Annotated in this window: 11 protein-coding genes; 3 read left to right on the top strand and 8 right to left on the bottom strand. The window is 74.6% G+C overall.

All coding sequences use genetic code 11. The features are described from left to right. Positions 1-5 precede the first annotated feature (5 nt). Both ACIO92_RS19055 and ACIO92_RS19050 read right to left on the bottom strand, forming a co-directional pair. On the bottom strand, positions 6-677 hold the full coding sequence (locus ACIO92_RS19055) for a GntR family transcriptional regulator (protein ID WP_402281960.1): 672 nt from the start codon (positions 675-677) through the stop codon (positions 6-8). A gap of 104 nt (positions 678-781) precedes the next feature. After that, positions 782-2,110: a CaiB/BaiF CoA transferase family protein gene (locus tag ACIO92_RS19050; protein ID WP_402281962.1), complete on the bottom strand. Its 1,329-nt coding sequence runs from the start codon at positions 2,108-2,110 to the stop codon at positions 782-784. A gap of 188 nt (positions 2,111-2,298) precedes the next feature. On the opposite strand from ACIO92_RS19050, the gene ACIO92_RS19045 reads away from it, so the two are divergent. Next, positions 2,299-3,444: an acyl-CoA dehydrogenase family protein gene (locus ACIO92_RS19045; RefSeq protein ID WP_401237240.1), complete on the top strand. Its 1,146-nt coding sequence runs from the start codon at positions 2,299-2,301 to the stop codon at positions 3,442-3,444. Between the two features lie 66 nt (positions 3,445-3,510). On the opposite strand, the gene ACIO92_RS19040 is transcribed toward ACIO92_RS19045, so the two are convergent. After that, a complete protein-coding gene (locus tag ACIO92_RS19040; protein ID WP_366444510.1) occupies positions 3,511-4,014 on the bottom strand; it encodes an FBP domain-containing protein in 504 nt (167 codons plus the stop codon). 182 nt (positions 4,015-4,196) lie between these two features. Next, entirely contained in the window at positions 4,197-5,741 is a 1,545-nt protein-coding gene (locus ACIO92_RS19035; protein ID WP_402281965.1) for a DUF6777 domain-containing protein, read from the bottom strand. Between the two features lie 161 nt (positions 5,742-5,902). On the opposite strand from ACIO92_RS19035, the gene ACIO92_RS19030 reads away from it, so the two are divergent. Next, positions 5,903-7,267, top strand: coding sequence for a streptophobe family protein (locus ACIO92_RS19030; protein ID WP_402281967.1), 1,365 nt, complete (start codon positions 5,903-5,905; stop codon positions 7,265-7,267). Between the two features lie 76 nt (positions 7,268-7,343). On the opposite strand, the gene ACIO92_RS19025 is transcribed toward ACIO92_RS19030, so the two are convergent. The 4 genes from ACIO92_RS19025 to ACIO92_RS19010 form a co-directional block, all read right to left on the bottom strand. Further along, complete coding sequence (locus ACIO92_RS19025; RefSeq protein ID WP_366444513.1) at positions 7,344-7,499, bottom strand: hypothetical protein; 156 nt, start codon at positions 7,497-7,499, stop codon at positions 7,344-7,346. 156 nt (positions 7,500-7,655) lie between these two features. Then, the gene (locus ACIO92_RS19020; RefSeq protein WP_366444514.1) at positions 7,656-8,651 is read right to left on the bottom strand and encodes a serine/threonine-protein kinase; all 996 of its coding nucleotides are present in this window, start codon (positions 8,649-8,651) and stop codon (positions 7,656-7,658) included. After that, a complete protein-coding gene (locus ACIO92_RS19015; protein ID WP_402281969.1) occupies positions 8,648-9,511 on the bottom strand; it encodes a hypothetical protein in 864 nt (287 codons plus the stop codon). Before ACIO92_RS19015 ends, ACIO92_RS19020 begins: the two co-directional genes overlap by 4 nt. 4 nt (positions 9,512-9,515) lie before the next feature. Continuing rightward, positions 9,516-12,407 carry an FHA domain-containing protein gene (locus ACIO92_RS19010; protein WP_402281971.1) on the bottom strand — a complete coding sequence of 964 codons (2,892 nt, stop codon included), beginning with the start codon at positions 12,405-12,407 and terminating at the stop codon, positions 9,516-9,518. Positions 12,408-12,508: 101 nt separating this feature from the next. Between ACIO92_RS19010 and ACIO92_RS19005 the strand changes: the two genes are divergently transcribed. Then, a complete protein-coding gene (locus tag ACIO92_RS19005; RefSeq protein WP_402281973.1) occupies positions 12,509-13,171 on the top strand; it encodes a TetR/AcrR family transcriptional regulator in 663 nt (220 codons plus the stop codon). Positions 13,172-13,521: the final 350 nt, after the last annotated feature.

The following is a 13,521-nucleotide window of genomic DNA, read 5'->3' as shown; positions in this document are numbered from 1 at the left end:
GCCGGTCACCGCCGCTCCCCGCCCAGGACCGAGCGCAGGGCGGCCACCGTGTGGGCGCGGTGCTCGTCCAGCCAGTGCACGACGGCGTCCTCGTCGCCCTGCCGGAGCGCCGAGATGACGGCCCGGTGCTCCCGCACCGCCCGCGTCCGGTGCGGGGCCTGCGTGTAGTAGAGCGCGCGGTACGCGTCGGTGGAGTCCCACAGGGTCGTGATGAGCCGGACCAGGCGCGGCATCCCCGACGCCTCGATCAGGGTGAAGTGGAACAGCCGGTTCTCCGCGCCCATCGTGCTCACGTCGCCCTTCTCGGCCGCCCGCTCCACCCGGCCCTGGACACCCTCCAGGGCGGCCACGATGCCGTCCGGGAGCCGCCGTACGGCCCTGCGCACGGCCTCGGTCTCCAGGAGCTCCCTGATCCGGTAGATCTCCTCCAGGTCCCCTAGCGACAGCTCCGCCACGAAGTAGCCCCGGTGGACGTGGTGCACGACCAGCCCCTCCGCCTCCAGGGCCTTCAGGGCCTCGCGCAGCGGGACCCGGCTCACCTCGAACCGGGCCGCCAGCGCGTCCTGCCGGATCTGCCCGCCGGGGCTCAGCTCACCACTGGTGATGGCGCGCCGCAGTTCCTCCAGGACGAACTGCTGGGCGGTCTGCGGCCGCCTCCTCTGCACCGCGCTGCTCATCGCCTGTGACCTTCCGTTCCCTCGCCTCGCCACCGGCGGATCCCTCCACCGGTCCGGACCATCTTCCTACGGGACGCGCCCCAGGGATTCCTGCCGGACGTCCCCTACGGAGCCCCGGCGGTGGCCTGCCCCGTCCCCCGCTCCGGGCCGAGGACGTCCCCGGTGTGCTCGCCCAGACGCGGGGGAGCGGCCCGGTACGTGGCCGGGGTCGCACCCAGCCGGACCGGATGGGCCACCTGCCCGGGGCCCGCCACCGCCTCCGGGACCCTCGGGGCGAGACCCAGCCGTTCGGCCAGCCCGAAGGCGGCGGCCAGATCGTTGATCGGTCCGCACGGCACGCCCACGGCGGTGAGCTCCTCGAACCACTCGTCGGCGGTACGGCCCGCCAGCACGGGGCCCAGGGCCGAGACCAGCTCCTCCCGGTGGGCGACCCGGGCCGTGTTGACGGCGAACCGGGGGTCGTCGGCGAGCCCGGGAAGCCCGAGCCGCCCGCACAGCGCCCGGAACTGCCGGTCGTTGCCCACGGCGAGCGCCAGCGGCCGGTCCCGGGCCTCGAACACCTCGTACGGGGCGATGCTCGGGTGCCGGTTGCCCATCGCGCGCGGTACGACCCCGGCCCCGAGATGGGCCGCCGCCTGGTTGGTGAGCGCCGAGAGCAGCGAGGAGAGCAGGGAGACCTCCACGAGCTGACCCTCGCCGGTCAGCTCCCGGTGGCGGAGGGCGGCCAGGACACCGAGGCCCGCGTGCAGTCCGGTGACGACGTCGACCAGGGCCACCCCGGTCTTCGTGCCCGGCCCGTCCGGTTCCCCGGTCACGCTCATCAGACCGCCCACGGCCTGGACGAGCAGGTCGTAGCCGGGCAGCCGGGCGCCCTCCCCGGTGCCGAAGCCGGTGACGGAGCAGTAGACGAGCCCGGGGTTCGTCGCCCGCACCCGCTCGTGCCCCAGACCGAGCCGGTCCATCGTGCCGGGCCGGAAGTTCTCCACCAGCACGTCCGCCCGGTCCACGATCGAGCGGGCCGACGCGAGGTCCGCCGGGTCGGAGAGGTCGAGCGCGACGGAACGCTTGTTCCGGTTCACCCCGAGGAAGTAGGTGGCCTCGCCGCCCGCGAACGGCGGCCCCCACGCGCGCGTGTCGTCCCCCGCGCCCGGCCGCTCGATCTTGATCACGTCCGCGCCCAGATCGGCGAGGAGCATCGTCATGTACGGACCGGCGAGCACCCGGCTGAAATCGGCGACGACGATTCCGGCGAGCGCGCCGGACCCGGAGGGGGCGCCGGACCCGGGGAGGGCGCCGGAATCGGCGAGCGCGCCACCGGGCCCGGACGCTTCCGACCGCGCCGAGGGTGCCGGAGCACCGTCCGTCGTGCCGTCGGGGGTGTCCTCCGGAATGCCGTCAGGAGGGCCCTCCGGACGCGGCTCGGGCGTGCGCATTTCCGTTCTCCCTCGCTGGCGATCGGATCTCGTCGGACCGTATGGCGGAGATACTGGATTTTCAATACTGGATCCAATATCCGGGAGGCCGCTACGCTTCGGCTCGCCGAGTCGCCACAGTCGCCAGGAGGCCGTCCGTGAAGTCGCAGTCGTCGCAGTCCAGCTCCGCTCCCGTCCACCCCTTCGACCTGTTCGCCGTCGACGGACTCCTGACCGACGAGGAACGCGAGATCCGCCGCACCGTCCGCGCCGTCGCCGACCGCGAACTGCGGCCGCACGTCGCGGGCTGGTTCGAGAAGGGCGAGATCCCGGCGCGCGAACTCGCCCGCACCCTCGGTGGCGTCGGCGTCCTCGGGATGCACCTGGAGGGCTACGGCTGCGCGGGCGTCGGCGCCGTCGCGTACGGCCTGGCCTGTCTGGAACTGGAGGCCGTCGACTCCGGGCTGCGCTCCCTCGTCTCCGTCCAGGGTTCCCTGGCGATGTACGCGATCCGGCAGTACGGCTCCGAGGAGCAGAAGCAGCGGTGGCTGCCGAAGATGGCGGCGGGCGAGTACATCGGCTGCTTCGGACTCACCGAGCCCGACGCGGGCTCGGACCCGGGCGCCATGCGCACCCGCGCCGAGCGCGACGGTACCGATTGGGTGCTCAACGGCACCAAGATGTGGATCACCAACGGGTCCGTGGCCGACGTCGCCGTCGTCTGGGCGCGTGCCGAGGACGGTGTGCGGGGCTTCCTCGTACCGGCGGGCACGCCCGGGTTCAGCGCCCCGGAGATCAGGATGAAGCTGTCGCTGCGGGCGAGCGTCACCAGCGAACTGGTCCTGGAGGACGTGCGGCTCCCCGCCGACGCGATGCTGCCGGAGGCCCGGGGTCTCTCGGGTCCGCTCGGCTGTCTCGACGAGGCCAGGTTCGGCATCGTCTTCGGCGCGCTCGGCGCCGCCCGCGACTGCCTGGAGACGGCGATCTCGTACGCCCGTGACCGGGTCGTCTTCGCCCGGTCCCTCGCCTCGTACCAGCTGACCCAGCAGAAGCTCGCCGACATGTCCGTCGAACTCGGCAAGGGGATGCTGCTCGCCCTCCACCTCGGCAGGCTCAAGGACGCCGGGGCGATCACCGCCGAGCAGATCAGCGTCGGCAAGCTCAACAACGTCCGCGAGGCCATCGCCATCGCCCGCGAGTGCCGCACGATCCTCGGAGCCAACGGCATCACCCTGGAGTACCCGGTGCTGCGCCACGCCAACAACCTGGAGTCGGTGCTCACCTACGAGGGGACGAGCGAGGTCCACTCCCTGGTCATCGGCAAGGCGCTCACCGGCGAGCAGGCCTTCCGCTGAGCCCCGGACCCGTCGGGCGCGGGGGGCCTGACGGACCTGCCGGACCCGCCCGGCCCGGCGTTCCGCTCAGCCCGCGGTGATCCGGCCGAGGAAGGCGTCCAGGTTGCCCGTGAGGCGGGCGACCTGCTCGTCGAGGGTCAGCGACTCCTCATGGCGTCGGCCGCGCAGCTTCGGCTGCCGCTTGCCCCGGACGTAGAGGGAGCAGGCGAGGTCGGCGCAGAGGTAGAGGCCGACCGTGTTCCCCTCGCGGCCCCGGGGTCCGGCCAGCGGTGCCACGAGGAGCGTGACGCCCGAGGAGGCGTGCCCGGTCAGGCAGACCTGGCACATGCTCGACTTCATGGCGCTGGTCCGGCCGGAGGCCGGGACCCGCAGGCTCACCCCGACCGGCCCTTCGGGCCGGGCCACGACCAGATGCGCGCGGAGCGGCGCACCCGGGTCCACCCAGCCGAGGAAGTCCAGGTCCTCCCAGGGGAGTTCGGCGAAGTCGAGCGGCAGCTTGAGGCGCCCCGCCTCGCCCTTGGTGCAGTTCACGAAGGACGAGCGGATCTGGCGGTCGGTCAATGGTTCCACTTCATGGACCGTACAGGGGCAGATCCGGAGAGGCACCTGATTAAGGACCCCGGCTCGGGCGGTGACCCCGGCTGGGGAGGTGGCCACGACTCGGGCGGTGACCTCGTTTCCGGCCGCGCCCCGGCCCCGTACCTGCCCCTGCCCTGGTCGGGCCCGGCTCCCCGCCCGGTCCCTCCCGGTGTTCAGACCGTGGCACGGGTGTCCGGGCCCGCCGCCGCCCGGAACCAGAGGTCCGAGCCGGGACCGGGTGCCGGGGCGGACGGGAGCGAGGTGCTCGGCGGTGTGCCGACCGGGGCCGAGCGGTCGGTCGCCGTCGCCGCCGTCGCCGAGCCGGTGGTCGCGGACGACGACTCCGGGCCCGAGGAGGCGGCCGACGACGACTCCGACGATGACGACGACTGCGACGACTGCGACGACGAGGACGTCGACTCGCCCGGCGAGGAGGTGTCGCTGGGCGGTGGTGCCGACGAGGTCGGCGGGGTCGTCGTCATCGTGGGGGGAGACGAGGAGGAAGAGGAAGAAGAAGGGGAGGAGGGGCAGGGCGAGGGTGTCACGCCGCCGATCGGAGCCGGGGTCCCGGTACCCGACACGCACGGCACCGGTGACGAGGGCGACGTGGACGAGGAGGGCGGGGCCGTGGGCGGCGGAGGCGGGGGGGTCGACTTGTCGTGCTGCCCCGTGTCGCCGTGCTGCCGGGCGAACCAGCTGTCGTCCTGGGGGTCGTACACCACGAAGACGTTCACGACCGTCACCGAGGGCGCCACCACGACCACCTGGCTGGATCGGTAGCCCTGCCAGGGGGTGCCCGTCGTGCGCGGTGCCTTCTGCGCCACCGGGCCGGTCAGCGGGTTGCCGCAGGCGCAGCGGACCCTGGGCACTCCGTGGCTGTCCACCATGACGGCCGTACCGGCCTGGAGGACGGCCTGGTAGCTGGTGGCGGAGCCGTTCAGGAAGCCGTGGTTGGTGACCCGGGTGTCGGCGCGGAGCTGGAGCGGGGTGAGGGACCGAAGGTATGACGGTACGTCCCCGGCGGGGACGCCGACGACCGAGGCGAAGGCCGCGCTCTTCGCGGGATCGGCCGACAGATAGCGCACCTGCTGCTCCACGTCGCAGCTGGCCACCGACTGCGTCCCGCCGTAGAGGCCGGGAGTGGAGCCCGACACCTCGGGCGTGGCCGAAGAGGTGCGGGGCGGCAGTGAGGCGGGAGGGGCGGAGCCGGTGCCGGCGCGGGCCGTCGACCGGGTGAACGGGTCGGGGCCGGTGGCCGCCGCGTTCTGCAGGAACACCTCGCCCCCGCCGGAGCCGGCCGTGCCGTTCCCGCCGGGGCGGTTGGTGAGGACCACGGCGAGCGCCACGGCCGCCACGAGGACGGCCGCGACCGAGGCGACCTTCGGGACGGAACGCCACCAGGGGCCCTTGCCGGAACCGCCGCCCGAACCTCCGCCGCCCGAACCTCCGCCGCCCGGAGCTGCGCCGCCCGGTCCACCGCCGTCCGCCCCGCCGCCGGAACCACCGCTGCCGCCGGAAGCACCACTGCCGCCGGAACCGCCGCTGCCCGAGGAGCCGCCCCCGCCCCCCGAACCGCCATGGGGCGGACCCGGCGGCGGTGGGGGAGGACCAGCCGTCCCGGGGTGCGTGCTCGGGCCCGACAGCGGACCGGAGGGCGGGCCGGAGGGCGGTACCGACGGGGGGCCGGACGGGGGGCCGGACGGCGGGTGGGAAGTCACGTTTTTCCCTTTCTTCCGTTCCGGGCCCATTGTGTGCGCCGGGCGCCACCCCTCCGCAAGCGGAACGGCCTCCACCCGCGCTCCCGGTTCCGTACCCGCAGCCCTCCCGTCCACCGGTGCGCCCCGCCGTCCGGAAGCGGACGCACGCCACCGGTACTAGCGTGGTCAGCGTGAGCAGTCGGCTCCCCACCCCCGCCCCCACCCCCGCCCCCGCGCCGTCCACCGCGGGCACGGCCGCCCCCCTCGCCCGTATCGGCCTCCAGGCCCTCGGGGCGGTGGTCGCCGGATACCTCGTGATGGGCGTCGTCGCGGGCCTCGGCCTCTGGGCCGCGGGCGCGACCGACCTCCCCGGCGGCTTCACCGCCGTCCTCGCCGCCGTCGTCGTCATGGCCACGGGCGGCGAGGTCGGTCTCTCCGGCAGCGCCGGAGACCTCGCGGGCACCCACGCCGACCTCACCGCGATGCCCCTCAGCGTCACCCTCGTGGGCGCTCTCGTCACCGGATACTGCTTCCTGCGCCCGCTGCGCCACCACGCCGTCACCAGCGCCCGCGAACTCGCGCTCCGCGCCGCGAGCACCGTCGTCCTCTGGCTGGCGGCCCTCGCGGGGCTGTCCGCCGTCGCCCGGCACGACTTCCCGATCACCCTCCCGGGCGGCAGCGACCAGAGCGCCCTCTCGGACCTGTTCGGCGCCCTCCTCGACGTCGTGCACCCCACCGTCGGGTTCCGCACCGACATCGGACCGACGCTGCTCCACGGGCTGCTGTGGATCGTCGGCGTCCTCCTCGCCGCCCTGCTCGTCTCCCGCAGGACCCCGCTGCCGCCCCGGCTCCTGCGCTACCAGGAGCCCGTCAGGCCCGCCGCCCACGCGATGCTCCGACTGCTCCTCGCGTACGTGGTCCTCGGGCTGGTCATCGGTCTGGTCGTCGCCGCGGTGAAGGGACACGCGGCCGAGACCCTCGCCGTCCTCCTGCTGGGCCTGCCCAACATCGCCTGGCTCGCTCTCGGCGTCGGCATCGGCGGCTCCTGGGAGGGCACCGCCCAGGGACCCTTCGGCCTGCCCATGCCCCAAGTGCTGGACGCGGTCCTGCGACAGGGCGGCGGCACCCCGCAGAACCCGGACCTCTCCACCGTCGACCTGAACTCCCTCGCCGCGCAGGACTCCCGGGCCTGGTGGCTGCTCCCGGTCGCCCTCGTGCTGGTCCTCGCCGTGGCCTTCGTCGCGGCGGTACGCTCCCCGGCCCGCTTCCGGCCCCGGCAGCACGCCCTCCACCTGGGGATCGCATTCGCGCTGACCGTGCTGGCCGTCGTCCCGCTCACCCTGGTCGAAGCCCGTTTCGGCCTCTCGGTCCTCGGCATCGGCGACCTGGCCTCGCTCGGCGGGCAGGTCGTGCTGCGTCCGCATCTGTGGGCGACGGCCGGATTCGCGCTTCTCTGGGGCCTCGTCCTCGGCTACCTCGGCGGACTGCTCGCCACCCGGGTCCGCCGAGGCGGCCGGACGGACACCGGCCCCGGCCCCGGCTCCTGACATACCCGACATACCCGTCCCGGCTCCAGACGCGCGGGGACCGGCCTCCGTACCGGCGGGCCGAACTCCCGAACCGTCAGAACAGGCTCCTGACGAAGTCGAAGAACCAGAACATCAGGAAGACCGCGCCGACCGCGATCCCGAGGAGCACGAGGGTCACCCACGAACAGCCGCCCCCGCCCGGCGAGTGGTGCTCGTCCCGTCCGCCCAGCTCCACGTCGAACAGATCCACGTACGTCCCCGCTCCCTGCCCGTCCCGGGCCCCCGGCGCCCCACCACCCGTCCCCGGGGCGCCTCTTGACCCGTAAGGACGTACGAACACCCGACCGGGTTCCGGCCCCCGCGACGGTTCTCGTGACCCTCAGGACCGGGCTTCCCGCCCCCGGCCCTACGGGGCACCTCCGGGCCGGTCCCCCAGCTCCCGGAACACCGGCCGCGCCCACCCCGGCGGTTCGCGCGGCGGACCCGGCGGCTCGGGCCGCCTCGCGGCCACCGAGGCACTCCCGCCCGAGGTCAGCGCCGCCCGCAGCTCCGCGACGAACTCCAGACACGTCCCGTACCGCTCCTCGGGCGTCTTCGCGAGCGCCTTCGCGAACACCGCGTCCGCCGCGTCCGGCAGCCCCGGCCGTACCTCCGCCAGCGGCGGCGGCGGGTCGTACTGCTGCGCCCACAGCACCGCCCAGTCCGTGTCGCGGCGGAACGGCGGCGCCCCCACCAGGGTCTCGAACACCACACACGCCAGGCCGTACACGTCGCAGCGCCCGTCCACCGGCTTCCCGGAGATCTGCTCGGGCGCCACGTAGTCGAGCGTGCCGACGAACTCGCCGACCGTCGTGAAGCCGGTCAGCGACAGCGACTTCTTCGTCAGCCCGAAGTCCGTGAGGTACACGTGCTCGGGATGGTCCCGGTCGGTGCCCTCCGCCACCAGGACGTTGCCCGGCTTCACGTCCCGGTGCACCAGGTCGTGCGCGTGTGCCGCGTCCAGCGCCGACGCCACCTGGAGCGCGATCCGCAGGGCCTTCACCGGAGGCAGCGGCCCCTCCCGGTCCAGGAGCGCCGCCAGATCCTGCCCCGCCACGTACCGCATCGCGATGTAGAGCACGCCCTCCGTCTCGCCCGCGTCGAAGACCGGCACGATGTGGGGGTGGTCGATCGAGGCGGCGACGCGCGACTCGTGCGCGAAGCGCCTGCGGAAGGTGTCGTTGCGGGCCAGTTCGGGCGCGAGCAGCTTCAGCGCCACCGTACGGTCGAGCCGCAGGTCGTGCGCCCGGTACACCACCGCCATTCCGCCGCGTCCGATCTCGCTCTCCACGCGGTAGCCCGCGATCTCCTTGCCCAGGAGCCCCGAGGGCCGCCCCGCGGGCAGGTCGTGGCCGTCGGTCATCCGTCCTCACCGGCCGGTTCGGGCGGCCGTGTCACGACCCGCGTCGGCGGCGGCCCGGCGGGCACCGGGGCGTCGATCCGCGTCACCGTCCGGGTCGGCTCGTGCGCGGGCGGCCCGGCGGCGGACGGACCGGGCCCGCCCTCCTCCTCCGGCGCGGTCCCGTCCTCCTCCGGCGCGGGCCCGGCACCCACGGCGACGGTCTCCGGCGCGGGCCCGGCGTCGGCCTCCTGAGGAGACCCCTGAGCAGACTCCGGGCCGACGACGGCGGTCCCGGGGGCGGCCCCGGCAACGGCCCCATGGACATCGTCCCCTTCCGTACGGGCCCTCTGGGGAACGGCCTCGGGGTCCGCGACGGCCGAGGGCGCGGCGGAGGCGGCGTAGGTGCTCAGGCCCACGCCGTCGCAGTACACCCAGCGCTCGTGCTCCGCGTCGTACAGCCACACCGACTCGCCGTCGACCACCATGCCCACCCGCAGGCCGCGCGTCCGCAGCCGGAACCCCTCGCGGTCCAGCCGGTGCGAGGCCAGTTCCTCGGCGGCCCGCCGGTAGCGCCCGAGCGCGTCCTCGGCGCGGGCGACCAGCGGGCGGGGGTCGGCGGTCCTGGCGAGCGGCCGTCCCGCCGCCGGGGGGTCGTCCGGCACGGAGACCAGGAGCCGGGCGTCCACCCACGCCGTCCAGCCGTTGGAGCAGAGGACGCGCCCCCAGTCACCGGCCCGCTCCTCCAGGCGCACGGGCAGGAACGCGTCCAGGGGTGCCGTCGGAGCCCCCGGGTCCGGGGCCTCCCACGCGTCGAGCCCTTCGCGCGGCACGACATGAGTGGGCCGGAAGTCCGGCTCGTACGCGGGTACGGGGACGTTCACGGCCCTACCTCCGCATCACGACCGGCTCGTGGCGGCGCAGCAGCCGGGCGACCACGAGTCCGAGGACGAGACAGAGCACGACCAACATGCCCATGTCGAACAGCCAGGCCTCCGCCGTGTGCCGCATCAGGGGGTCGGCCGTCCGTTCGCCGGGCACGAGCCGTGCGATGCCGACGGTCGCGCCCATCGCCGCGAACGCCCACCGGGAGGGCACCAGCCAGGCCAGCTGTTCCAGGACGGGCGTGCCCCGCACGGTCAGGAGGGCCCCGCAGAACACCACCTGCACGATGGCGAGGAGGACGAGCAGCGGCATCGTCACCTCCTCCTTGCTGACGAGCGCCGACACGAACAGGCCGAGCATCATCGCGGTGAAGGCGAGCAGGGCGACGGCGAGGGTGATCTCGACCAGCGGTGGCATGAGCACGCCCTTGCCGCCGGGTGCGTTCAGGGGCACGCCGATCAGGGCGACCAGGGTCAGGACGACCGCCTGCACCACGGTGACGGCGCCGAGGACGACCACCTTGGAGGCGAGGTACGCGGAGCGGGACAGGCCGACGGCCCTCTCGCGCCGGTAGATGGTGCGTTCCTTGACCAGTTCGCGCACGGCGTTCGCCGCACCCGTGAGGACTCCGCCGACACAGAGGAGGAGCAGGACGTTCATGGTCGACTCGGGGTTGAGGCGGCCCTCGGAGAGGGCACGGGCCATCGCTCCCATCACGAACGGCAGCGCGATCATGATGACGAGGAAGGTGCGGTCGGCGGAGAGCGCCGCCGCGTAGCGGCGCACCAGGGTCCGCAGTTGCGACGACCAGCTCTGGGGTTTCGGCGGCGGTCCGGGCCGCCGCTCCGCCGGGCCGGGCGAGGGGCCGGGCCCCGGGAGGTCCCGGGGTCCGGGGGCCGTCGCCTCGGTGACGTACCGGTGGTGGAACCGGGAGGCGGCGTACTGGCCCGCCCAGTCGCGGTCCCGGTCGTTCTCGAAGGCTTCGAACGCCTCGGGCCACTGGGCGAATCCGAAGAAGCCGAGGGCGTCCTCCGGGGGTCCGTAGTAGGCGATCCGGCCGCCGGGCGCGAGTACGAGCAGCCGGTCGCACACGTCGAGGCTGAGCACGCTGTGGGTGACGACCACGACCGTCCGGCCGTCGTCGGCGAGCCCGCGCAGCATGTGCATCACGGAGCGGTCCATGCCGGGGTCGAGGCCGGAGGTCGGTTCGTCGAGGAAGAGCAGCGAGGGCTTGGTGAGCAGTTCGAGGGCGACGCTCACCCGTTTGCGCTGGCCGCCGGAGAGGCTGTGGATCGACTGGTCGGCGCGGTCCGCGAGCCCGAGTTCATGGATCACCTCGTCCACCCGTGCCCGGCGTTCGGCGGGGGCGGTGTCCTGGGGGAAGCGCAGTTCGGCGGCGTATCCGAGGGCGCGGCGCACGGTGAGCTGGAGGTGCAGGATGTCGTCCTGGGGTACGAGCCCGATGCGCTGCCGCAGCTCGGCGTAGTCCCGGTACAGGTCGCGGCCGTCGTAGAGGACGGTGCCCCGGTCGGCGGGCCGCTGGCCGGTGAGCGCGCCGAGGAGGGTCGACTTCCCCGCGCCGGACGGGCCGACGACCGCGAGCAGGCACTTCTCGCCCACGGGGAACGACACGTCGTCGAGGAGCGTGCGCCGACCGTGGTCGACGGTGACGGCGAGCGACCGCACGTCGAGGGAGACCTCGCCGGTGTCGGTGAACTCGACGAGCTGTCCGCCGACGAGGCAGAACGCGTGGTGGCCGATGCCGACGATGTCCTCGGGCGTCACCCTCGCCTCGACGACGGGACGCCCGTTGAGGAAGGTGCCGTTGTGGCTGCCGAGGTCGTGGATCGCGTAGGTGCCGTCCGGGTGGGCGCGGAGTTCGGCGTGGTGCCGGGAGACGGTGAGATCGGCGACGACGACGTCGTTGTCGGTGGCCCGGCCGATCCGCACACCGCGCGCGGGCAGCGGGCGCACGGAGGTGGGCCGCCGGAAGGTCCCGGTGGCGGCGGGCCGGGAGACGGCGGAGGGCGCGGGGGAGGACCGCGCCGGGGGTGGTTCCCCCGGCGGTGGGGTCAGGGGCACGGGTACGGGTTCCACCGGCGGTGGTGCGACGGACGCGGGTACGGGTTCCACCGGGCCCACGGGCTTCTCCGGCTCCCCGGTCCGCGCGCGCCCCGCCGGTCCGTCGGGTCCCCCGGGCCCGGCCGGTGCGGCGGGTCCGGCCCGTACGGGGGTCACGGGCTCCGCCGGGCGTCCGGACGCCTCCGGCTGCCGCGGTTCCGGCGGCTCGGCGGGAGGGGCCGCGCCGGGGGCGGCGGACTCCGCCGGTTCGCCGGGGGGCTCCGGCTCCCGTACTTCCGGGGCTTCGGCCGGGTCCGGGTCCGGGCCCGGGCGTACGGGCTCCGCAGGGTCCCCGGACGCCTTCGGTGCCTCCGGCGGCGAGGGTTCCGCCAGGGCCGGGGCCACGGGTACGGGCTCCGCCGCGCCTCCGGGTTCCCCGGGCCGTACCGGTGCGGGGGCGTCCCCCGTATCCGGCCGTACCGGTGACGGCGTCGGCCCGGGGGCGGGAACCGGCCGCGCCGACAGGAGCCCGAGCGGGCCGTCGGCCGGATGGGCGAACCGTACGACCGTCCCGGGGCCCACCTCCCGTGGCCCGGTCATCCGAGAGCCGTCGGTGAACGTGCCGTTCGTACTGCCCTCGTCCGTCAGGGTCCAGCACCCGTCGACGACGGCGAGCACCGCGTGGTGCCAGGACGCCCGCGCGTCCGCGAGGACGATCTCACCGGCGGGGTCCCGTCCGACGTGGTACTCGCGGCCCGGACGCAGCAGGGTCTCGTCCCCGTCGATGTCGAGGACGAACTCGGGCGTCGCGGGTGCGACGGGCCGCTCTCCCATGGCTGAATTTTATCCGCCGGGGCTCGACCCCGCCCGGGACGGGGCCGCCGGTAGGGTGGGCGTCCGCCGTGGGGACGCGGCCAGGACGAGGGAGGACCACCGTGCCCAGAGGCGTCACCGGGCGGCGGCCCCGTACCCGCGCGGCGCTGCTGGGGGCGGCCCTGGAGACCTTCGCCGAGCACGGCTTCCACGCGACGACGATCGAGCAGATCTGCGAGCGCGCCGGGTACACGCGGGGCGCGTACTACTCGAACTTCGCCAGCAAGGAAGAGCTCTTCCTCGCGCTCTTCGAGGAGCACGGGGAGCGGACCGTGCGGAGGCTCGCCGAGGCGATCGACGGGCTGACCGCCGAGGAGCACACGCTGACCCGGATCGCGGAGCTCGCCGCGCGCGTGGAGCCGGACGAGCGGGACTGGTACCTGGTCACCACCGAGTTCACCCTGCACGCCATCCGGGACCGGCAGGCCGCGTGGGTGCTCGCCCGGTACGACGAGCGGCTGCGGGCGGAGATCGCCCGTGGGCTCACGCTGGTGCTGCGCAGGGCGGGACGGGAGCTGACGGTGGAACCGGACAGGTTCGCCCGGCTCCTCATCGCCCTGCGCGAGGGCGGACTCGCGCAGAGCTATGTGGAGCCGGTGGCGCTGCCGCCGGGCAGTCTCGAACTCCAGTTCCTCGCCCCGCTCCTGGAGGTGTCGACCCGGGAGGTGTCCGGGGCGGGAGCGGGGGATCAGCCGCAGGGGCCGGGGTCCGACGCGGCGATCTGATCCCGGAGGGGGACGCGCCCGGACCCGGCCGCTGAGGTGACCGCCGATCCGGCCCCGGGCGAGGAGGGTCGTCTCGCGCTCGATGCCGGGGCGGGGCGCCCCCGCCGCCGCGAGGAACCGGCCTGGCGGGAGCGCTCCCCGGTGACGAACCACCGGAGAGCTCCGGCGGCGGCGCGGCCGACGTGGGCAGGCCGTGGCCCTCGGGGAACTTCCTTGTGGCGGCCGAGGGCCACCGAAGCGGTGGAAGGAAGCCGCTGCGGGCGAACGCGGGCTTGCGGCCCCGTGGCACCCCCGCTACGGTCGCACCGCCGATCCAGAAAGCGCTTTCCCCGCTGTCGTGGCCCATGAAC

The organism is Streptomyces sp. NPDC087215 (genome assembly GCF_044744885.1).
In the GTDB taxonomy this organism is placed as follows: Bacteria; Actinomycetota; Actinomycetes; order Streptomycetales; family Streptomycetaceae; genus Streptomyces.
This window is presented reverse-complemented; position numbering and strand designations above follow the sequence as displayed.